This window comes from Cyanobacteria bacterium GSL.Bin1 (assembly GCA_009909085.1).
Classification (GTDB): Bacteria; Cyanobacteriota; Cyanobacteriia; order Cyanobacteriales; family Rubidibacteraceae; genus Halothece.
Window position 1 is genome coordinate 1 of sequence record JAAANX010000146.1, and the last position, 22367, is coordinate 22367.

General features: G+C 44.6%; 24 protein-coding genes and 1 pseudogene. 16 read left to right on the top strand and 9 right to left on the bottom strand.

The window, feature by feature from the left end; all coding sequences use genetic code 11:
* From atpA to rfbB, 9 genes are all read left to right on the top strand, one after another.
* Positions 1-895, top strand: an 895-nt coding sequence (gene atpA / locus GVY04_17495) for a F0F1 ATP synthase subunit alpha (GenBank protein ID NBD17853.1), incomplete at its 5' end; no start/stop codon positions are given.
* A gap of 127 nt (positions 896-1022) precedes the next feature.
* Positions 1023-1976: a F0F1 ATP synthase subunit gamma gene (locus tag GVY04_17500; protein ID NBD17854.1), complete on the top strand. Its 954-nt coding sequence runs from the start codon at positions 1023-1025 to the stop codon at positions 1974-1976.
* Positions 1977-2331: 355 nt separating this feature from the next.
* A complete protein-coding gene (locus GVY04_17505; GenBank protein ID NBD17855.1) occupies positions 2332-2706 on the top strand; it encodes a 30S ribosomal protein S12 in 375 nt (124 codons plus the stop codon).
* Positions 2707-2729: 23 nt separating this feature from the next.
* Complete coding sequence (rpsG, locus tag GVY04_17510) at positions 2730-3200, top strand: 30S ribosomal protein S7 (GenBank protein NBD17856.1); 471 nt, start codon at positions 2730-2732, stop codon at positions 3198-3200.
* Between the two features lie 117 nt (positions 3201-3317).
* Positions 3318-5393, top strand: a complete 2076-nt coding sequence (gene fusA, locus GVY04_17515; protein ID NBD17857.1) for an elongation factor G — start codon at positions 3318-3320, stop codon at positions 5391-5393.
* Positions 5394-5421: 28 nt separating this feature from the next.
* Positions 5422-6651 carry an elongation factor Tu gene (gene tuf, locus GVY04_17520; protein ID NBD17858.1) on the top strand — a complete coding sequence of 410 codons (1230 nt, stop codon included), beginning with the start codon at positions 5422-5424 and terminating at the stop codon, positions 6649-6651.
* 110 nt (positions 6652-6761) lie between these two features.
* The gene (gene rpsJ / locus GVY04_17525; protein ID NBD17859.1) at positions 6762-7079 is read left to right on the top strand and encodes a 30S ribosomal protein S10; all 318 of its coding nucleotides are present in this window, start codon (positions 6762-6764) and stop codon (positions 7077-7079) included.
* Positions 7080-7126: 47 nt separating this feature from the next.
* Entirely contained in the window at positions 7127-7540 is a 414-nt protein-coding gene (locus tag GVY04_17530; GenBank protein ID NBD17860.1) for a DUF4332 domain-containing protein, read from the top strand.
* Between the two features lie 26 nt (positions 7541-7566).
* A complete protein-coding gene (gene rfbB, locus GVY04_17535; GenBank protein ID NBD17861.1) occupies positions 7567-8643 on the top strand; it encodes a dTDP-glucose 4,6-dehydratase in 1077 nt (358 codons plus the stop codon).
* Between the two features lie 57 nt (positions 8644-8700).
* Here rfbB and GVY04_17540 read toward each other — a convergent pair whose 3' ends face one another.
* Positions 8701-9378, bottom strand: a complete 678-nt coding sequence (locus tag GVY04_17540; protein ID NBD17862.1) for a helix-turn-helix domain-containing protein — start codon at positions 9376-9378, stop codon at positions 8701-8703.
* 239 nt (positions 9379-9617) lie between these two features.
* Here GVY04_17540 and GVY04_17545 point away from each other — a divergent pair, with 239 nt between their 5' ends.
* Positions 9618-10247, top strand: coding sequence for a hypothetical protein (locus GVY04_17545; protein ID NBD17863.1), 630 nt, complete (start codon positions 9618-9620; stop codon positions 10245-10247).
* Here GVY04_17545 and GVY04_17550 read toward each other — a convergent pair whose 3' ends face one another.
* Genes GVY04_17550 through GVY04_17560 form a run of 3 tightly spaced genes read right to left on the bottom strand, consistent with a single transcriptional unit; the run spans position 10248 to position 13028 of the window.
* Complete coding sequence (locus tag GVY04_17550; GenBank protein NBD17864.1) at positions 10248-11414, bottom strand: MCE family protein; 1167 nt, start codon at positions 11412-11414, stop codon at positions 10248-10250.
* Between the two features lie 30 nt (positions 11415-11444).
* Positions 11445-12266 (bottom strand): ATP-binding cassette domain-containing protein, encoded by an 822-nt coding sequence (locus GVY04_17555; GenBank protein NBD17865.1) that lies wholly within the window; start codon positions 12264-12266, stop codon positions 11445-11447.
* A gap of 9 nt (positions 12267-12275) precedes the next feature.
* Positions 12276-13028, bottom strand: coding sequence for a sucrose-phosphate phosphatase (locus GVY04_17560; protein NBD17866.1), 753 nt, complete (start codon positions 13026-13028; stop codon positions 12276-12278).
* 214 nt (positions 13029-13242) lie between these two features.
* On the opposite strand from GVY04_17560, the gene GVY04_17565 reads away from it, so the two are divergent.
* On the top strand, positions 13243-14184 hold the full coding sequence (locus GVY04_17565) for an alpha/beta fold hydrolase (protein NBD17867.1): 942 nt from the start codon (positions 13243-13245) through the stop codon (positions 14182-14184).
* Here the strand turns inward: GVY04_17565 and miaB are convergent.
* Entirely contained in the window at positions 14181-15524 is a 1344-nt protein-coding gene (gene miaB / locus GVY04_17570) for a tRNA (N6-isopentenyl adenosine(37)-C2)-methylthiotransferase MiaB (GenBank protein NBD17868.1), read from the bottom strand. The genes GVY04_17565 and miaB overlap by 4 nt on opposite strands.
* Before the next feature lie 203 nt (positions 15525-15727).
* Between miaB and GVY04_17575 the strand changes: the two genes are divergently transcribed.
* From GVY04_17575 to accD, 3 genes are all read left to right on the top strand, one after another.
* Entirely contained in the window at positions 15728-17440 is a 1713-nt protein-coding gene (locus tag GVY04_17575; GenBank protein ID NBD17869.1) for a DUF814 domain-containing protein, read from the top strand.
* Between the two features lie 54 nt (positions 17441-17494).
* Positions 17495-18433, top strand: coding sequence for an AEC family transporter (locus tag GVY04_17580; GenBank protein NBD17870.1), 939 nt, complete (start codon positions 17495-17497; stop codon positions 18431-18433).
* A 115-nt stretch (positions 18434-18548) separates the two neighbouring features.
* Positions 18549-19439 (top strand): acetyl-CoA carboxylase, carboxyltransferase subunit beta, encoded by an 891-nt coding sequence (accD, locus tag GVY04_17585; protein NBD17871.1) that lies wholly within the window; start codon positions 18549-18551, stop codon positions 19437-19439.
* 8 nt (positions 19440-19447) lie between these two features.
* On the opposite strand, the gene GVY04_17590 is transcribed toward accD, so the two are convergent.
* From GVY04_17590 to msrA, 4 genes are all read right to left on the bottom strand, one after another.
* A complete protein-coding gene (locus GVY04_17590) occupies positions 19448-19771 on the bottom strand; it encodes a DUF3067 family protein (GenBank protein ID NBD17872.1) in 324 nt (107 codons plus the stop codon).
* 106 nt (positions 19772-19877) lie between these two features.
* Positions 19878-20546 (bottom strand): hypothetical protein, encoded by a 669-nt coding sequence (locus GVY04_17595; GenBank protein NBD17873.1) that lies wholly within the window; start codon positions 20544-20546, stop codon positions 19878-19880.
* Between the two features lie 22 nt (positions 20547-20568).
* Positions 20569-20760 (bottom strand): DUF3252 domain-containing protein, encoded by a 192-nt coding sequence (locus GVY04_17600; GenBank protein ID NBD17874.1) that lies wholly within the window; start codon positions 20758-20760, stop codon positions 20569-20571.
* Positions 20761-20863: 103 nt separating this feature from the next.
* Positions 20864-21526: a peptide-methionine (S)-S-oxide reductase MsrA gene (msrA, locus tag GVY04_17605; protein ID NBD17875.1), complete on the bottom strand. Its 663-nt coding sequence runs from the start codon at positions 21524-21526 to the stop codon at positions 20864-20866.
* A gap of 94 nt (positions 21527-21620) precedes the next feature.
* On the opposite strand from msrA, the pseudogene GVY04_17610 reads away from it, so the two are divergent.
* Positions 21621-21899: pseudogene (locus GVY04_17610) on the top strand (iron-sulfur cluster assembly accessory protein).
* Between the two features lie 78 nt (positions 21900-21977).
* A partial coding sequence (locus GVY04_17615; GenBank protein ID NBD17876.1) for a hypothetical protein occupies positions 21978-22367 on the top strand: 390 nt, incomplete at its 3' end.

The following is a 22367-nucleotide window of genomic DNA, read 5'->3' on the forward strand; positions in this document are numbered from 1 at the left end:
GGTAGCCAGTACCCTCGAAGAACGGGGAGCTTTAGACTACACAGTTATTGTTGCCGCCAACGCCAGTGACCCAGCGACGCTACAATATCTTGCCCCTTACGCCGGTGCTGCGATCGCGGAGTACTTTATGTATCAGGGTAAGGCAACCTTAGTTATTTACGATGACTTAACTAAGCAAGCGCAAGCCTACCGTCAATTGTCGCTTCTCCTCCGCCGTCCGCCCGGTCGGGAAGCGTATCCCGGAGATGTTTTCTATCTCCACTCCCGCTTGTTAGAACGGGCAGCAAAACTCAACGAAGAGTTGGGGGAAGGCAGTATGACCGCACTGCCCATCATTGAAACTCAAGCGGGTGACGTTTCGGCGTACATTCCCACGAATGTGATTTCGATTACTGACGGACAGATTTTCTTGTCTTCAGACTTATTCAACTCCGGTTTCCGTCCAGCCATTAATGTCGGGATTTCCGTTTCCCGTGTGGGTTCATCCGCGCAAATCAAAGCAATGAAGCAAGTTGCCGGAAAACTAAAGCTAGAACTAGCGCAGTTTGCTGAACTCGAAGCCTTTGCTCAGTTTGCATCTGACTTAGACCAAGCCACTCAAAAACAACTGGCCCGGGGTCAACGCTTACGGGAAATGCTCAAACAGCCCCAAAACTCTCCTTTGTCGGTGAGCGAACAAATTGCAGTAGTTTATTCCGGCATTAATGGTTATCTCGATGATCTGCCAGTGGAAAAAGTAACCGACTTTGTGCAAGGGTTGCGGGAATATGTGACCAATAGCAAGCCTGAGTTTGCGGAAGTGATTAGTTCTGAGAAGAAGCTGGTGGAAAAAGCAGAAAACCTGCTTAAAGAAGCAATTTCTGAGTACAAAGAAACCTTCAAAGCCTCCATGTAAGTTTTCATGAGGAGGAGACCACGGGAAACGGCGACAGGGTGAAAAGGAGTTTAAATTAAATCTACTCCTTTTCCTCCCAACTCCCCCTCTCTCCCTCTCTACCAATAGAGGATTAAAAGAAAAAATTATGGCAAACTTAAAAGAAATTCGCGATCGCATTGATTCGGTGAAAAACACCCGTAAAATTACTGAAGCGATGCGCCTGGTTGCAGCCGCAAAAGTGCGACGGGCACAAGAGCAAGTCAGCTCCACTCGTCCCTTTGCTGACCGTCTAGCGCAAGTCCTATATAATCTGCAAACCCGCCTCCGTTTTGAAGATGTTGATCTACCACTACTTGACAACCGAGAAGTTAAGTCAGTGGGATTATTGGTTGTTTCGGGTGATCGGGGTTTATGTGGTGCTTATAATGCCAACGTTATTAAGCGAGCCCGTCAACGGGCACAGGAACTCGAAGCAGAAGGCATCGATTACAAATACATTTTAGTCGGAACTAAAGCCAGTCAGTTTTTCAAACGTCGTCAGGCGCCTGTTGAGGGGACTTACACTAACTTGGAACAAATTCCTACCGCAGAAGAAGCGTCCACTATTGCTGACGAACTTCTTTCCTTGTTCTTATCAGAAACCGTTGATCGCGTCGAACTAATTTATACAAAATTTGTTTCTTTAATTAGTTCTCGTCCGGTTGTTCAAACTTTACTCCCCTTGGATCCGCAAGGCTTGGAAGTCTCCGATGACGAAATTTTCCGTCTAACGACCAAAGGAGGAGACTTTCAGGTAGAACGGGAAAAAATTGAGAGCGAAACCCGGACCCAAACCTATCCTCGGGACATGTTATTTGAACAGGATCCGGTTCAAATCCTGGATGCTCTTTTACCCCTCTATCTGAATAATCAGTTATTGCGAGCCTTGCAAGAATCAGCCGCCAGTGAGCTAGCATCACGGATGACCGCCATGAACAACGCGAGTGATAACGCAACTGAATTAATTAAAACTTTGACCTTGTCTTATAACAAAGCCCGTCAAGCTGCCATTACCCAAGAAATTTTAGAGGTTGTTGCCGGAGCTGAAGCACTCGGTTAATCTCATTTGATCGGACTCTAAATCTTCCTCTCTCCTTCGGGGAGAGGTTGTTTGATTTTAAAGCTTCAACCTAAAAATAAATTATGATCACCACTCCTGATCTCAGGAGTTTTTTATTGGCTGCTTGCTAAACAGCAACTAAGATCGGGAATTGCTGTGTCATGTTATACAATTAGTAAGGCAGTCATTGGATTTGGCTCCTCAATTTTAACCTTCAAGAAACTCGATCCCTGCCAATCTGCCCGCAGCAGAGCTTGACAGTTTTCAAAAAAGAGGGATACAATGGGGTGCTGTTGACTCAAAAATAGATGACAGTAAATATAGCATTAAATTAGGAATTGTCCAAGGCTGACTCATGCCCACAATCCAACAACTCATTCGCAAAGAACGGTCAAAATTAACGCAAAAGACAAAATCGCCCGCTCTGAAACAGTGTCCCCAACGGCGAGGAGTGTGTACGCGGGTTTATACCGCAACGCCGAAAAAACCCAACTCTGCCTTGCGTAAAGTAGCAAGAGTCCGCCTGACCTCTGGCTATGAAGTGACTGCCTATATTCCTGGGATCGGTCACAACCTACAAGAGCATTCAGTGGTTCTCATTCGCGGTGGACGGGTTAAAGATTTACCCGGAGTTCGCTACCACATTGTTCGGGGGACTCTCGATACTACAGGAGTCAAAGATCGTCGTCAAGGGCGTTCCAAATATGGAACCAAACGCCCAAAAGAATAAGCTAAATTTTAGGAAGCTCGCTTATGTCTCGTCGGAGTAACGTCAAAAAAGGTCCAGTTCCTCCCGATCCAGTTTATAATAGCCGTCTCGTGAGTATGATGATTCGGCGTTTAATGATGGATGGGAAAAAATCAGTTGCCTCACGAATCTTATACGATGCCTTTAAGCTCGTAGAAGAAAAAACTAACAGTGATCCTCTAGAAACGTTTGAGCAAGCAGTGCGTAATGTCACGCCACTCGTCCAAGTTAAAGCCAGACGGGTCGGTGGTGCTACCTATCAAGTGCCGATGGAAGTGCGCCCGGAAAGAGGAACCAGCCTTGCTTTGCGTTGGTTATCTCAGTATAGTCGCAGTCGTTCTGGCAAAACCATGGCGATTCGATTTGCCAACGAAATTATTGATGCGGCAAATGAAACGGGTAGCACCATTCGCAAACGGGAAGAAACTCATAAAATGGCAGAAGCCAACAAAGCCTTTGCTCACTACCGCTACTAAAGGAAAAACAGCAGTGGAAATGCTTGACGGGCGGTGGAAATGTAAAAAAAGTTATAAAATTGTAAACAGCCAAAAAATGTATATAAAAAGCAGCACTGCTCAAATAAGGAGGTCGCTATGGCACGTACTATTCCCCTAGAACGAGTCCGCAATATCGGAATCGCTGCCCATATTGATGCCGGGAAGACAACGACAACCGAACGCATCTTATATTACTCAGGGGTTGCGCATAAACTGGGGGAAGTTCATGATGGAAATGCGGTTATGGATTGGATGTCTCAAGAAAGAGAACGAGGCATCACCATTACTGCAGCAGCAATTAGTACCAGCTGGCTCGATAACAAAATTAATATTATCGATACCCCGGGTCACGTGGATTTCACCATCGAAGTAGAACGTTCCATGCGAGTGTTAGACGGGGTGATTACGGTTCTGTGTTCTGTGGGAGGCGTGCAACCCCAAACCGAAACGGTATGGCGACAAGCCGAACGCTACAGTGTGCCCAGAATTGTCTTTGTTAACAAGATGGATCGCACCGGTGCTAACTTCTATAAAGTTTATGAACAATTGCGCGATCGGCTGCGTTGCAATGCGGTTCCCATTCAACTGCCCATTGGTGCTGAGAGTGACTTTTTAGGACTCGTTGACCTCGTGGGAATGAAGGCTTACATCTACAACAATGACTTGGGAACGGATATTGAAATCACCGAAATTCCTGAGGAGATGATGGAGCTAGCTCAAGAGTATCGTGCCAAGCTTGTAGAAGCAGTTGCAGAAACGGATGAAGAACTTCTTGAAAAATATCTTGCTGAAGAAACCTTAAGTGAGGAAGAAATCCGCAGTGGACTGCGTAAAGGAACCTTAAACCGAGAAATTGTTCCCATGTTATGCGGGTCGGCGTTCAAGAATAAAGGTGTACAGCTTTTATTGAACGCAGTGGTGGATTATCTCCCGGCGCCAACAGAAGTCCCTCCCATTGAAGGGGTACTCCCAGATGGTACGGAAGCCACTCGTCCTTCTAGCGATGACGAACCGTTAGCAGCCTTGGCATTTAAAGTGGCAGCGGATCCGTATGGTCGGTTAACCTTTGTGCGGATTTACTCAGGAGTGCTGCAGAAAGGCAGTTATGTTTATAACGCCACTAAGGATAAAAAAGAACGCCTCTCGCGCTTGATTGTGATGAAATCCAATGATCGGATTGAAGTGGATGAGCTCAGAGCAGGGGAACTTGGCGCGATCGTGGGCTTGAAAAATACAACCACTGGGGATACCCTTTGTGATGAAAATAACCCCATTATTTTAGAGTCCATTTTCATTCCCGAACCGGTTATTTCTGTGGCGGTTGAGCCAAAAACTAAGGCAGACATGGAGAAACTCTCCAAAGCCCTGCAAGCACTAGCGGACGAAGACCCGACTTTTCGGGTGACCACTGATCCAGAAACGAATCAAACGGTCATTGCTGGCATGGGAGAACTCCACCTGGAAATTCTCGTGGATCGGATGTTACGGGAGTATAAAGTTGAAGCGAATATTGGTCAGCCTCAAGTTGCTTATCGCGAAACCATTCGCCAACCAGGAAATGCGGAAGGGAAATTCATTCGTCAAAGCGGCGGTAAAGGACAATATGGTCATGTTGTCTTAGAAGTGGAACCTGGAGAACCAGGGACTGGTTTTGAATTTACTTCTAAAATTGTCGGTGGGGTCATTCCAAAAGAATACATTCCTTCAGTGGAAGAAGGGATCAAAGAAACCTGTGAATCTGGTATATTAGCAGGTTATCCCCTGATTGATTTGAAAGTCAGATTAGTTGATGGGTCTTACCATGATGTGGACTCCTCAGAAATGGCTTTCAAAATAGCCGGTTCGATGGGGATTCGCGCAGCAGTGAAGAAAGCTAGCCCAGCCTTGCTAGAGCCAATGATGAAGGTGGAAGTTGAAGTTCCTGAAGATTTCTTAGGGGACGTTATGGGTGACCTCAACTCTCGTCGCGGTCAAATCGGTAATATGAATACCGAAGATGGGATTGCCAAAATTTCGGCAGAAGTCCCACTCGCGGAGATGTTTGGTTATGCTACTGACATCCGCTCGAAAACGCAAGGTCGAGGCATCTTTACGATGGAATTCAGTCACTATGCTGAAGTTCCCAATCATGTTGCTGAAGCCGTCATTGCCAAAACTCAAGGGAACGCATAAATAGGATATTTTAAGGAAGAATTGACTCATGGCACGCGAAAAATTTGAACGTACAAAAGATCACGCCAACATTGGCACAATTGGTCATGTTGACCACGGTAAAACCACATTAACGGCCGCTTTGACCCTAACTTTATCCTATTCGGGTCGGGCAAAAGCACGGAAATACGAGGATATTGATGCGGCTCCTGAAGAAAAAGCACGAGGAATTACCATCAACACCGCTCATGTGGAGTATGAAACGGATCAGCGCCACTATGCCCATGTGGATTGCCCAGGACACGCTGACTATGTCAAAAACATGATCACTGGCGCGGCTCAGATGGATGGTGCAATTCTCGTGGTCTCTGCTGCGGATGGTCCCATGCCCCAAACTCGTGAGCACATTCTGCTGGCTCGTCAGGTCGGAATTTCTAATTTGGTGGTTTTCTTGAACAAAGTGGACCAGGTAGACGACGAAGAACTTTTAGAATTAGTAGAGCTAGAAGTGCGGGAGCTCCTAAGCGAGTACGATTTTCCTGGAGATGAGATTCCAATCATCGCCGGTTCAGCGTTAATGGCAGTGGAAGCCTTAACTAACAAACCCGACATTGCTAAAGGAGATAATGAGTGGGTTGATAAAATCTACGATTTAATGGATGCAGTAGATGAATATATTCCCACCCCAGAACGAGATATCGATAAGCCCTTCTTGATGGCAGTTGAAGACGTCTTCTCCATTACCGGTCGGGGAACGGTTGCAACCGGTCGGATTGAGCGCGGTAAGGTCAAAGTAGGAGAAGAAGTGGAAATTGTCGGGATCCACGATACCCGTAAAAGTACAGTGACTGGCGTGGAAATGTTCCAGAAAACTCTTGATGAAGGGATGGCTGGTGACAATGTTGGAATTCTTCTCCGGGGGATCCAGAAAGAGGACATTGAGCGCGGCATGGTATTGGCAAAGCCGGGCTCAATTACCCCTCATACCCAGTTTGAAGCTGAGGTTTATGTCTTGAAAAAAGAAGAAGGCGGTCGTCACACCCCTTTCTTTCCCAACTACCGCCCTCAGTTTTACGTGCGGACGACTGATGTAACGGGCACAATTACTGCATTTACTGCTGATGATGGGAGTGCAGCAGAAATGGTTATGCCCGGCGATCGCGTCAAAATGACCGTAGAACTCATTAACCCCGTTGCGATTGAACAAGGAATGCGCTTTGCGATTCGTGAAGGCGGTCGCACCATTGGTGCTGGCGTTGTTTCCAAAATCGTGAAATAGCTCACTTATAGAACCTCCTTCGAGCAGCAGTGGAAATCTCCCTGTTGCTCTTTATCTTGGCTTTAATCGCCCAACTATTCTGAACCTCGACAACTCAATTCATTTGAACTATGGCAACTATCCAGCAGCAAAAAATTCGGATTCGTCTCAAAGGATTTGATCGGCGTTTACTTGATACCTCCTGCGACAAAATTGTAGAAACAGCAAAGCGCACCGATGCCAATGCCGTGGGACCGATTCCCCTCCCCACAAAACGGAAAATTTATTGTGTTTTGCGCTCTCCCCACGTGAATAAAGACTCTCGGGAACACTTTGAAACGCGGACGCACCGCCGAATTATTGATATTTATCAACCGTCTTCTAAGACCATTGATGCATTGATGAAGCTTGACCTCCCGGCAGGCGTTGATATTGAAGTGAAATTGTAATTTCATCTTGTTGTCGCCCTCTTTTAGGGGTGACACCGGCTTAGACAATGCAAGGAAAAAGCTGGCCCATTGCTAATTTACCGCGCTTAGACGAAAGCACCCGATCGCGCCTGGAAGCCCTAGGAATTCATACCACACAGGACTTGTTACAAAAAGCGCAAACCGCAGTCGAAAAAAGCGCGATCGCGCAACAGCTGCAACTCAAACCGCAACAGATTAATAAATGGCTGATTATGGCAGATTTAGCCCGAGTTGAGAGTGTGGGCTGTGAATATTGCGGATTACTTCTCCATGCGGGAATCGCTTCGATTTCCCAGTTGAGTCAAATGCATCCGCAAAAACTGCATCGGCAAATTCTACGCTTACAGGTCTCTCTCTTCAAGCGCAAAGACTGTTGTCCACCGGTGGAAACCGTTCAAAAATGGATTATTGATGCGCGTCAGCTTGCGCGATCGCGGTAAAATCATGATGTCTTTAAACTTCATGAATGGTTATGGTAGATTCCCCTCGTCGTTTATTAGTTACAGGTGGCGCAGGCTTCATTGGCTCCAATTTTGTTCACTATTGGCTGAGCCATTACCCGAATGATACAGTTCTTGTGCTGGATGCCCTGACTTATGCGGGAAATCGGAATAACTTAAACGATATACAGTCCCATCCCAATTTTTATTTTGTCCAAGGGGAGATCAGCGATCGCGCTTTGGTGGATACTCTTCTCCAAGACTACCAGATTAATACCATTGCTCATTTTGCTGCGGAATCCCATGTTGACCGGTCAATTTTAGCCCCTGATCGTTTCATCCAAACGAACGTTATCGGAACGTTTACCCTCCTTGAAGCCTTTCGTCACTATTACCCCCAAATTGAAGGCACTGGACGATTTCTCCACGTCTCCACAGACGAAGTATATGGGACATTAGAGCCAACTGATCCACCGTTTCGAGAAACAACCCCCTACGCTCCAAATAGCCCTTATTCTGCCTCAAAAGCCGGGAGTGACCACCTGGTTCGTGCCTACTACCACACTTATCAACTCCCGACCTTAATTACTAACTGTTCTAATAACTATGGTCCGTATCATTATCCGGAAAAACTCATTCCGTTGATCTGTATTAATATCCTTTTAGGAAAAACGTTACCGGTTTATGGCGATGGTCAAAATGTTCGCGATTGGCTGTATGTTGTGGATCATTGTCGGGCTTTAGACACCGTTCTCCATAATGGGCAACCTGGCGAAACGTATAATATCGGCGGCAATAATGAAGTGAAAAATATTGACTTAGTTCAAATCTTGTGCCAACTCATGGATGAACTAGCGCCAAGTCTTCCTGTTTCCCCTGCTCAAAACTTAATCACTTTTGTTAAAGACCGTCCGGGACATGATCGCCGTTATGCCATTGATGCCAGTAAAATAAAAAGAGAGTTAGGTTGGCAACCGTCAGTAACCGTAGAAGAAGGATTGCGCGAAACCGTTGCCTGGTATCTCAACCATCGTCAGTGGTGGGAACCCTTATTATCAGAAGAATATCAGGCGTATTATCAACAAGTGTATTCCTCTCTTTAATACCTTTTCGCTTCGCTGATTCCATTAGGAAAGTAGTGAGTGAATTGTGAAAATGCCCTAGTGAGTAATCGGTTCGGGAGAATGGGGTAAACAGATTAGATTTTCTTCCACCATTAAAATCTTCCCCTTTTGTCGGAGTTTGCCCATTAAGCGAGTAACAGTGACCCGAGTCGAGCCAATTGCACTACCCATTTGAGCATGAGTGAGGGGAAACGGTAAATAGTACCCTTGTTCAATTGGTTTTCCGTGTTCTTCCACCAAAAGGGTAATAAAACCAAGTAATCGGTCAATGGTCTGTCGTTGTCCGAGAGTACTGAGCCAAATTAATTTGCGCTGATGTTGAGCGCGAAAGGATTCTAAAATTTCTTGACGAAAATAGGGCCAAGTATCAAGCTCTTTCCAATACAACCAAATGACAGAAGTTGATTCGACATGAGCGTAGGCTTGCAGAGTATAAGGAGATTGAGAAACAATTTCAAAGGGTTGACCGCTACCCACAAAGCCCAAGAATGTTTCTTCGGCTTCGGCTAGATTTTTCGATGAGGTGCGGTTATCTTGAGAAACTCCTGCTAAACGAATCACTCCTCGTTCAACTAAATATAATAATCCTGCACGGGCAGGAATCCGCTCATCTTTACTAAAGGTACGTTCTCGATAATGGGTTTGTGCCCAATCGGCAATTCTTTGCCACATGACAAAGGGACGATTCGTGTCAGAAGAAGGAGAAGGGTACATTAGATTTACTGATGTTTACTTTTAACGCTATGGTCTGAAAAATTTGCGTTGCGCCCGTATAAAAATATACATCAAAATTAAGATCTTAGTCAACAGAGGTATTGTCATTGATCTCTTTTAAGTGCTTACTTGTAGAAAGTATTTTTTTTGCTTTAAGTCAATTAAATATAAAACAAGTAGCTATAACTAATAATAATTTTAATCACATTTATTCAACGCTTCGTTTGCAAAAAAACCGGTTGAACTATCGTAGCGCGATCGCGCTCTCTTTGGCGGGAAAACAGTCCAATTTGGCTTGTCAAATTGCCTCATCGCTAGTAGACAGATTAAAACGGAAAATTAGCCCGAATTTGGTTCAGATCCAAGTTACTCCTCCGGCTTGGATCGAGTTTAGACTCACAGAATATGCAATTCAGCAATGGCTAGAAGACGGTTTTCAGGAAATCAGCACCAATTTTTACCGGGGAATACTTGACTCTGCTTCTGGGCCAGAGACGATGCAGTCATTGCCTCAATACGTGCGCGATCGGTGCTGGCAGCTTTTACAACTAGGTCTTAAAGACAACTTAATTTCTCTTCGAGATCCAACCCAGACCTGGAAAATCGTTTCCTTATCCCATCAAAATCTCTTGCTAGGAGATGATTGGCAACTCCTTTATCATCTAATTGCGACTCGGGATGGCTTGGAACAATTGTCTTCTTCTCAGCAAAAGGAAAAGCTTGCTCATTACCTCAGTCGAGCTTTTCTGGAGTTTCATTGCCACTGCCAACTGTTTAACCGTCAACAACCTAATTTTCATCAAATTGCAGTGATTCGCTTTTCTGCAATTGCCATCACCGAAAGACTTCTCTTTCAGCTGGGTTATTAACTAGTCTTCCTTTAATTGTAAAGTATTTTTTTCAGCAACTGCCAACTGTTGTTCTAAATCTTGAGTCGAAGAAAGTAAGTCACTTAATCCCTGAATTAAATCTTCTAAATCTTGGCGCAATTCAGGATTGCCAGTCAATTGGTCAAGGTCAGAGGTGATTTTTTGAGTATTTTCAAAGGTGGCTCGAGCTGAGTCCAAAGTTTGTTGCAGCAAGACTAAGTTTTCTTTACTATTCAACGTTTTTGAGGCCTGTTTGATATTTTCAGACGCCTCTGCTGCATTAGCCGTTAAAGTCTCTAAATTATTCACCATTTCTTGGACATCGGCCTCTTCTAAATCCCGATTAAACTTGACTAAAGTCGGGTTAAGGATCTGTACTAACCGATTTAACTCCCGACTCGTTTCGCTAATTTCTGACAGTGCAATGGTGACATTATCTTGATTAGTAATCACCAAACGGTTAACATTATTAATTAATTCTTCCGTTTGCGCTGCCGTCACGGCTAATTGTTCTCCTGTTTCTTCTGTTGTTGCCGTTAAAACCTTTAATTGTTCAGTGACAATTCCTGAAATTTGAGTTAACTGTTCACTCACTTCTGCAATCCCATCCGTAGCATTTTTAGCACTCCTGGTCAGTGCCTTAATATTATTAAATAGTTCAGGGTCGCTAATTAAGTCAGCAGCTTGAGAGGTATTACGGATTAAGACATCAACACTAGCACCGACTTCCCCCTGAACTCTATCGTTTTCACAAACCACAATTTGGGAATTACAATTTTTACTCAGCGGGTTAATATTGGCTTGGTCAGAGGCTAATTGCACTTGGGGATAAATATCAATTGAAGTTTCCCCAATTAATCCAGATTGGTTGGCTTCGACTAATAAATTTTCTCTCGGAATACTCAGATCAACTCGATTAATTTGAATTTCAATATCAACCCCATTCGCATTCGGATTAATACTCACTACTTCACCAACATTCACACCGCGATAGCGGACAGGTGAACCAGCAATGACTCGATTCGCATCCCGAAAAGCAACGGTAATATTGTAACTGGTTTGTCCAAGTCTAAACCCTCTCAACCAAATAAAAAGGCCCCCAAATAAAATAAAACCTAAGAGAATCAGTAAACCGACAGAACCTTCTCGAATCGTACGCGATCGCATATTTATGTCCTTAGTTTAATTGCAATTAATTTAATCCCCAATGACACGAATGGGTCCCTCTACACTAGCACTAAAAAATTGTCGCACCATGGGATGATCTGTTGTATCAATCTCATTAACATTGCCCTGCCACTGGACTTTACCACCGTATAGAAAAACCACACGATCAGCAGTGCGGCGAATCGTACTATCTTGATGGCTCACCATAATATAGGTTCCGCATCCAGTATTAGTATCTTGCAATTGACGGACTAAGTCTTCAATCACTGTTGAAGCAATCGGATCCAATCCTGCTGTCGGTTCATCATATAAAATAGCAGCAGGGCAGCTATCAGGATCATCGGGATTCGACATAATCGCTCGGGCAAAACTCACTCGTTTTTTCATGCCTCCCGAAAGTTGTGCCGGTGAAAGATCGGCAGTTTCAGGTAAACCAACCATTTCTAGTTTTTCTTCCACTAATTTCCGAATTTTCTTCCGAGGTAAGCGTGAATTTTGATAAAGATAAAAACCAACATTTTCATCAACCGTTAGGGAATCAAAGAGGGCTGCGTGTTGAAAAACCATGCTAATATTCATGTCATCATCATGCTCTTCAATTAACCCGTTTCTCTCCTTGCCTTTCACATAAACTTTTCCTCGATCTGGGGCTAATAAACCGGCAATGATCCTAAGGATTGTTGATTTTCCTGTTCCAGAAGGACCAATAATAACCAGGGCCTCTCCTTCGTAAATTGCTAAATCAACTTGATCGAGAATAACATTTTTGCCAAAGGTCTTAGTAATCCCTTTTAATTCAATTAATGGGGCGATTGCTAAGGAGTTTTCTTTTGTCGCAACAATTTCACTCATAACAATAGATTAGCCGATAAATTTAAAGTACTTTAAACCTTCTTGAATTCCTGCTGCATAATGTTGGCTGGCAAAATAACGATAGTCAGTTTTATTCCTTTTATACCATTCTCGGAGTTCAGGTTGGGCATTTCCGACTAAAATTCCGCGGGGTTGTCCGGTGTCAAAAAGAGCGATATCATTGCCCGAATCTCCACAAACAACGGTTTTAAAGTCACTGATTTGCCACTTGTTTTGCAACAACTTAACGGCTAATCCTTTATCAGCTTGCTGAGGAATAATATCTAAGTCTTTGCTACCGCTATAAATTAGTTTAATTTCTAAAGGAACATTGCTTAGTTTTTTTTCTAACTGTTGAATGATTGTTTGCGCTGTCTCAGAGGAGAGATGAAAACTAACTTTAAACTGCCCTTGTTCGGAGGGGGATTGCGGGATGAGCTCGGGAAATTGTTGAGTAATTGTTAAAATCTTGTCTGGTTGCCAATTTTGAGACAAGAGATTGACCCAATCTTGATCCATTTGTTCTGTTTCAAGGTCAAGATAAACTTCTGTTCCAACCGCAGCAATCAAGGCATCGGGAGGAATTAAAGATTTTTCTGTCTTCAGTTTCTTATATAAAAATAGAGATCGTCCCGTTGCATAAACTACTTTTGCACCGTGTTCTTCTCGCTTTTGCTGTAAAATTCGATTCAATTGTTGTAGGGCTTGATCGTCACCAATCAAGGTATTATCCAGGTCGCTAATAAATAAAAATTGATCCATTTGTTTTTACCAAAATAATCGGGAGAGAATCGTCAAGAACTAAAGCAAAAAACAAGGTTATCAAAACGTTATGATTAAACTAGAAAAGGGTTAAGATAAATTTTATTATTAACCATTCTTTGTTATATTTAATTTACAATTAATTGCAAGTGATTCGGATATCAATAGTGAGTTCGAGACTGACAATGATCTCATGGGAAGAGAGGTGAGGCGAATGAAAAACTGGTGGCAAAACACTTTTCCAGACGGGCAAAAAATGTTACCTGTATCCAACTCTCAAGGTGAATTTCATCATCTTGCTTATGGGGAAAGAGGTGAGGGACCGCCGATTATTTTTTTACATGGTATTGGAAGTTGGAGTTATAGTTGGCGACGACTGATTCCGATTTTAGCTCAGCAGTTTCGGGTCATTGCGTTTGATGCAACGGGACACGGTTTCTCTGATAAGCCGTCTCGCTGGAAAATTACCCAGTTACAGCAAGAGTTACCGCAAGTGATTGCAGCGTTATGTGATGAACCGGCAACGATCATTGCTCAATCTTTAGGCGGATTAGTCACCTTAGCAGCGGCGCTTGATTATCCCCAACATTTTGCCCGTTTGGTGTTGATTAATGCGGCAATCTTTCCCGAAGCGTTACCCAGCCTTAGTATGCGTTTTCTGGCGAAAATTCCGTTGGGAGTCGTCAGAGAAATTGATCAATCTCGTTTGGTGAAACCCTTAGCCCCTATTGTGCGAGAGGCAGTGCGGTTTGCGCGTCGGGAGGTGGTCGCCACCCCAGCCATGAGTCGGTATGAAGATGTTTATGCCTTGACTTATCCGTTTATTGAAAATCCGGGCGCGATCGCGCACTTTACTCAGACCTTACAACAAGCCGCCCGAGAAATTGAATGCCTCGAACGCCAAGAACCAAACTTGATTAGTTATGTACAAGACAATTTGTCCCAGATTCTCTGTCCCACGCTGATTTTATGGGGGGATTGCGATCGTTGGTTTCCTCTTGCCCATGGAGAAGCGTTGCAGGAACGTCTGCCTAATTCACGCTTAGAAATTCTGGAAAATTGTGGACATGACGCGATCGCCTGTGCCTCGGAACAGATTGAACAGAAGATCATCCAGTTTTTACAGGAGCAAGTCACTCCGCCAGTGACCCCTTAGACCCTTTCGCCAGTGAGGCTAAACGCTCTAACTTCTGTAATTTTTACAGGAACTGCTTGGCCCCGCAATTGTTCAATATCGCCGGCAAAGAATGTTAAGCGGTTAGTGCGCGTCCGTCCCATCACTTGAGAGGAATCTTTAGGATTTTGTCCTTCTACTAACACTTCTTCGGTGCGGTACAGGTAACGGCGCGATCGCGCTGCTGCTTTCGTGGAAACGAGATGATTTAACCGTTGTAAGCGGTCACTTTTCACTTCATCACTGAGTTGATTCTCCCATTTGGCGGCTGGCGTTCCCGGACGCGGAGAATAAGCAGCGGTATTTAACTGGTCAAATTCAATATCTTCCACTAGCTGCAAGGTATTTTGAAACTGTTCTTCGGTTTCTCCGGGAAACCCAACAATGGCATCAGCACTAATGGCAGCATCCGGGAGATAGTGACGAATTTTATCGACAATGCGGCGGTATTTCTCATGGGTATATCCCCGAGACATCGCCTTCAGCACTTCATTATCTCCTGACTGAAACGGAATATGAAAATGCTCGCATACCTTGGGCAACTCGGCACAAGCCCGAATCAAACGTTCTGTAAAATAACGAGGATGACTGGTGGCAAAGCGAATGCGCTCAATTCCCGGAACATCGTGAACGTAATAAAGTAAATCAGTCAAAGTATGCTTATGTCGTCCTTCTGGCGTCGAACCCGGCAAATCTCGCCCATAAGCATCAATATTTTGCCCTAACAGCGTCACTTCCTGATATCCCTGTTTGCCTAAGAGAACCATTTCGTCCCGAATTGCTTCTGGTGTCCGTGATTGTTCCACACCCCGGACATTGGGAACAACACAATAGCTACAACGCTCATTACAACCGTAAATAACATTCACCCAAGCACTAATCTCACTATCTCGCCGCGGCTTGGTAATATCTTCCATGATATAGATGGGTTCAGTGGCCACCACCTGGTTCCCTTCCTGAACTTGTTCGAGCAAATCCCCAAGGCGGTTGGCATGTTGTGGACCCATCACTAAATCTAATTCGGGAACCCGCCTTAATAACTTTTCTCCTTCTTGTTGGGCGACGCAGCCAGCAACAATTAGGGTTAATTCAGCGCTACTTTGTTTGCGTTTGGCCTGTCGTCCGAGATAAGAATAAACTTTTTGTTCAGCGTTATCACGAATCGTGCAAGTATTATAAACTACAACATCAGCCAGATAAGGATCAGCTTCAGCTTGATAACCCATTGCGTCTAAAATTCCTGCCATGCGTTCGGAGTCAGCTTTATTCATCTGACAACCAAACGTAGTGATGTGATAACGACGGGGGGGGATTGAGGTCATGGTTCGCAATTGAGCTTCTAGAAGAAAAAATCAGTTCAACGATGTATCTCGCATATCGTATGTTAGCGCATTGGAAACGTTTGATGATTAAGCAGTGTAAAGTTCGTTTTTGCCAGCAGCATCATTGCTAATTTCATTCGCATTGGTTTCCTAAAACAGGGAGATTAAACTAGAAAAGCATTGCTTTATTTGCCGAGACTCCTATGCAGCCTGTTGATTTAACCACTCTGCGAGCCGTTTGCGCTGATTTACGAGCCTTTTGGTTACCTGCTCGTTTAGAACAAGTCTATCAGCGCGATCGCGCCACCATTGCCTTAGCCCTACGCACCCTGAAAGGACGAGACTGGTTAACCCTCTCCTGGCATCCCCAAGCAGCCAGAATTTGTCTGGATGATGCCCCACCCCGCACCCCGGATACCTTTACTTTCAGTGATCAATTGCGTCACCAACTGCAAGGATTAGCTTTAACGGCCATTCCCCTGATTTCTCCCTGGGAGCGGGTCATTGATTTCCAATTTGCCCCTCGCCCCGGTGACGAGCCATTATGGCATCTCTACGCAGAAATTATGGGGAAATACAGCAATGTCATTCTCACCGATACCAACCAACAAATTATCACCGCCGCCCATCAAGTTAGCCCGGAAAAATCGAGTTTGCGCCCCATTCAAACCGGACAACCCTACGAACCGCCACCCGCCCTCACAGGCAATATTCCTAGTCGCGAGGAATCCCAGGACAGTTGGCAAGAACGAGTGGGGTTAATTCCCGGTGAACTAAAACGACAACTGCTCAAAACTTATCGTGGGTTAGGACCAAATCTGGTCACTGCGATGATCCAACGCGCCGGTTTAAATCCCCAACAAACCACAGATACTTTAACTCAAGAAAACTGGCAAACCCTATTTCAAGTGTGGCAAGAGTGGTTAGAGATTCTGGAAACAGAAACGTTTCAACCCGGATGGACAGAAAACGGATTCACGGTTCTCGGTTGGGGGAGGAGGGAACCGGTTGCTTCGGTGCACGTTCTCCTGAAAACCTACTACACCGAACAACTCAACCAACAGTCTTTCCAGCAACTTCATCATCAACTGCTACAAAAAGTAAGTAGCTTGATCAAAAAACAACGCCAGAAACAACAAACGTTTCAGGAACGCCTTAAACAGTCAGAGGATGCCGAAGTTGAACGCCAACGGGGAGACTTACTGATGGCATATTCCTATCAATGGAAACTGGGATCATCCGCGATTGAATTACCTGACTTTGAAACCGATGAACGGGTCAAAATTCCCTTAAACCCAGAAAAAAATGCCGTGCAGAATGCGCAAGCCTACTATAAACGTCATCAAAAGTTGAAACGGGCTCGTCAAGCAGTGGCCCCTCTCCTCGCGGAAACAGACAAAGAAATTCAGTATCTCCAACAAGTAGAAGCGGCCTTAAACCAGTTAGACGGTTACCAAAAAGAAGAAGATTTACAAACCTTGAAAGAAATTCAAGAAGAGTTGATTGAACAGGGTTATATTATCCCGCAACGAGAACGCGCCAGTACGGAACAAGCACAACCGATTACTTACCAGACGCCCAGTGGGTATGAAGTTTTAGTGGGACGGAATAATCGGCAAAATGATCAACTGACATTTCGCACAGCAGTGGATTATGATTTATGGTTCCATTCACAAGAAATTCCCGGTAGTCATATTTTGTTGCGATTACCGCCAGGAGCAGTTCCTGACGAAAATGATTTACAGTTTGTTGCCAATGTAGCAGCGTACTATTCTCGCGCCCGAGAAAGTCAGCAAGTGCCGGTTATTTATACAAAACCAAAGTACGTTTATAAACCGAAAGGGGCAAAACCAGGGATGGCCCTCTATGATCATGAGACCGTAATTTGGGGGTATCCAGCAACAGTGGCTGAATAAAACTTGAACTAGCGTTAGTCTAAAATCATCGTTTTAGTGCATCATTCAGGTATGATTTCCCAATTATTAGCACTTTACCTCCGACTAGGAGCTGGGATTTTTCTGGGTTGGCTGTTGGGGTGTTATTTAACCAAAAATGTCCCGAATTTATTAGGGAAGTTCCTCTTTTATTGCGGTGTTCCCATCGGAATTGTAGCCTTTCTTCGTCAAGCTGATTTATCCGGCAATATTTGGCTGTCTCCGATTATCGCTTGGAGCGCGATCGCGCTGGGCGCCTTTTCCGCTTGGCTCTACTTAAAACTCTTTATCAGTAATGATTCTGTCAAACAAACCTTTCAAGGCAGCTTCTTGCTGACCTCAATGTTTGGGAACACGGGTTATTTGGGCTATCCGATTATTCTGGCAATGGTGGGTGAAAAATATTTTGGTTGGGCAGTGTTTTATGATTTGCTAGGAACCACTATCGGTGCCTATGGGTTAGGAGCCTTATTGGGCAATCATTTCAGTGAATTGGCAATCTCTTCTTCCAACCAACAACAAAAATTAAGCAATTTGGTTGTCCCCATCTTCGCTAATCCGCCTCTCTGGGGGCTAATTTTAGGGTTAGGGTTACGTCAATTCACCTTTCCCCCCTTCGTTGAAACCAGTTTACACAACATCGGCTGGGGAGTGATTAGTTTATCTCTGGTGTTAATTGGAATGCGCCTGAGTCAGTTAACGTCATGGCGTCATGTTCCCGTCGCCTCAGCCAGTTTAGCTCTGAAAATGCTATTTGTGCCTTTGACCCTAGGACTGCTCATTTCCAGCTTGAATTTAGCCACCCAAGCCCAACAGGTGATGATTTTACAAATGGCGATGCCCCCTGCCTTTGCCACCTTAGTGATTTCTGAAACTTATCAATTAGACTACGAATTAACTGTGACCACGGTTGCCACCGGTTCCATTGGCTTATTAGCGATCTTACCTTTTTGGTTATTCTTGTTGGGGAACTGAAGCAAGGCTAAGCTCTGCCGGCAAGGATTTCAAGCGTAACCTTTTATACAAAACTGCTTCAATCGAGCTGCCATGAGTTCTATAATGGTTGGGCAAAATCTTATGATTTACTTTTATGTCTTTATTTGACTGGTTTGCCAATCGTCGAAAATCAGAACCTGACCTTAAACAAGCCCCAGAACGAGAAATTGCGGATGGTTTGTGGAGTAAATGCGAATCTTGTGGGGTACTCGCTTATACCAAAGACTTACAAGCCAATCATTTTGTCTGTAGTGAATGTAATCATCATTTGCGGGTGGATAGCAATGAACGCATTCGTCAGTTAATTGATCCCGAAACATGGCAACCTTTAAACGAACAATTACAACCCGTTGATCCCCTTAATTTCAGTGATCGTAAAGCTTATGTGGATCGCCTCAAAGAAGCCCAAGAAAAAACTCACCTCACCGAAGGGGTGCAAACGGGTGTCGGGTTAATGGATGGACTGCCAGTTGCCCTTGGGGTGATGGACTTCCGTTTTATGGGCGGCAGTATGGGATCTGTCGTCGGCGAAAAAATTTGTCGTCTTGTAGAATATGCCACGGAACAAGCCTTTCCCTTAGTCATTATCTGTGCCTCTGGCGGGGCAAGAATGCAAGAAGGAATGCTCAGTTTGATGCAGATGGCAAAGATTTCTGGAGCGCTACAACGTCATCGTGAAGCCGGTTTACTCTATATTCCGGTTCTCACACATCCCACCACCGGCGGTGTCACTGCCAGTTTTGCCATGCTTGGTGATGTTACTCTCGCGGAACCGAAAGCGACCATTGGTTTTGCGGGACGACGCGTGATTGAACAAACCTTACGAGAAAAACTCCCCGAAGGCTTCCAAACGTCAGAATATTTACTCCAACATGGCTTCGTTGATGCCATTATCAATCGCTTTCAACTGAAAAAAACGATCGCGCAACTGATTTGTTTACACCAACCCTACTTCCCGACCTTCGCGACACCAGCAACTGCCTAGCCTTGGCGCTATAAAGGAGAGCCTTCAATAATCCATTCGGAGGCTCTTTCTCCCAAATCAAGGGGAATATTTACCGCCTTTCCTAAACGAGGACGTTCCTTGGTTTTCTGAATAAATGCTTTGACTTGCGCGGTGCTTCCCCAGGCTTCTAAGTAACTCGCAACGGCATTCAAATGCTCTAGATACTCGATTTCATCCAAGGGAAAAGAGGCTTGTTCGAGATACCGCCACATCACTTGCAGATAGATTTTATCCCGAAAGCGACGTAACTGCACATCAAAGGAATAGCCCCATTTACTTAAAATCAGTTGTTGCAGTTCTTGTCCCGTCATAAAACCGTGACCAACTTCGACAAGCTCAGTTTCCGTGAGCAATGACCAGTTACGGGTAATCATTACCAATAACTAAGAATATCTATTAATCCTACATGATTAACCGCTAAAAATGGATCTGGCTGAGAATATAACGCAACCGATCATAATCGTCTTTCAACAAGGTGCTTAATTTGCGTCCCGCTTGGACTAACCACTCTCGATCAGCTTGACGCAGCCGATAAATTTCTCTCAACACGGCTGCCAGTAGGGAATCCACAGGAACGGTATTCACGTCTAAAAGAGTGCGAAGAAAATCCAATTCTTCAGTAAAGCGGATGATCTCACTCGTCTGGCAATGATAAACCCCTTGGTGAACTTGGGGCGGACGCGGGGGCAGATACTGATAACATCGTCCTCCCTTTCGTCCATTACCATTATTCCCGGGTTCGGCGGTGAAAAAGCCCAGCATCGATACCCGAAATTCTGTTTTCAACATGGCAAAGATTTGGGGCTGTTCTTCTCGTAAATCCTGCAACGATAAACCGAGTGCCCGGGCACGATGCACAGAATCAATCGGTGTCGTGGTTACATAAGTGACCACTGCTAGCACTTCATTCCCGGTTTCTTCATCAAACGATTTCACCCAACTTCCAAACGGGGGCATGACGGGAAAAGAAAGGTCTTCCGGTTCCAAACACTGTGCCAAAAAATCAGTGGTGCTAGTTTCAATCACCTCGGCAAAGTGATTGGGATGCCGGTTATCGGTGGAAAATTGTGGAAGAGGAATCCGCATTTATGCCCCCTAATCGTCGTGCTTATTTCTTGCGACCTTTGCGAGGCTGGACTTCTTCTAATTCAGATAGGCGAAAGGTAACGAGTTTATCCCAGTTTCCCCCTTCAAATAAAACCGCTGCATTATCATCGGTAATGCGTTGCACTAACCCTTCAAAGCGATAATAGATATCGTCAACATTGGTCACACTTACTTTACTTCCCGGTAAAATCATCGGTATTTTTCCTAAACTCGTTTTTCCATGAATATTAACTAATAGCTTACCAAACAGTAGAGTACGCTTCTAACGCACCCTACCGAAATTTTTGCTTTCAAATTTACACGGTCTGGGCTTCACTTAAACCGGGGTAAGCGACACGCGTTCCCCCTAAGCCACAGTAGCCATTCGGATTTTTGGCTAAATATTGCTGATGGTAGTCTTCGGCATAATAAAATTCTGGAGCGTCAACAATTTCTGTGGTGATATTGCCGTAGCCTTTTGCCATCAGTGCTTTTTGATAGGCATCTTTCGAGGCTTCTGCTAAGCGACGCTGTTCCTCGTTATAAACATAAATCCCAGAACGGTACTGCGTTCCCACGTCATTGCCCTGACGCATCCCTTGCGTGGGATCATGGCTTTCCCAGAACGTCTTTAACAGGGTTTCATAACTAATGGTTTTAGGATCGTAAACGACTCGCACTACTTCATTATGTCCGGTCATGCCACTACAAACTTCTTGATAAGTTGGGTTTGGGGTCATGCCTCCAGCGTAACCTACCGCAGTGCTGTAAACGCCAGACAGTTGCCAAAATGCTTTTTCTGCCCCCCAAAAACAACCCATGCCAAATAAGGCAAGTGCCATGCCTTCGGGAAAAGGAGGTTGAATGGGATGACCATTAACATAGTGTTGATTAGTAATCGGCATCGCTTCATTGCGCCCGGCTAACGCTTCCTCACGATTAGGAAGACTGAGTTTTTTTCCGAAACCGAATAGACCCATAAGATTCATTTTGCTTAAGATTGGTTTGCATCTCTATTGTGACTTATGTTTTTCTAACCCTTGTCAACCATTAGACTTAAACAATAGTGACGTAGAAGAACAAGGCAAAGACCTCTGTTTGCGCGTTGGTGTTCGTAATGGCGGTTGTTCGGGAATGTCGTATCTGATGGACTTTGAAGATCCGAATAATGTTCGAGAGGATGATGAGGTCTTCGATTATGATGGTTTTAAGATTATCTGTGACCCCAAGAGTTTACTCTACATTTACGGATTACAACTCGATTATAGTAATGCTTTAATTGGCGGTGGCTTCCAATTTACTAACCCCAACGCCTCCCAAACCTGCGGTTGTGGCAAGTCTTTTGGTGTATAAATCCATTTTTTGCTAAAGTATCATCTGGGCAGACAAGGCGAATTGTCTGCTCTTTGGTATTTAGGAGCAAGGCAAAGGATGAGTGAATCGATTAATGAGTTATATGATCAAGGCTTAGAAAAGTATCAAGCAGGTGAACCCATTGAGGATTTAATTAGTTATTTTCGGGATTTGCGCGATCGCGCCCCCAAAAATTCTGCCGTCTGGTGTAGTCTGGCTTGGCTGTATTTACTCGCGGATAAACCCAATTCTGCCCTGAAAGCGGCTCAAAAAAGCGTTAAACTCGATAAACAAGCGCCACAAGCTCGAATTAATCTCGCGATCGCGCTGCTAGAAGCTGGTAAATCCGGGGTTCGGGAACAAATCGATGCTGCCCAAGAAGTGATTGGGATGAGTTCACAACTGCGTGAGGAAGTGATTAAAAATTTAGACGATGGCTTGGCCAAAAAACCGGACTGGAAAGCGGTG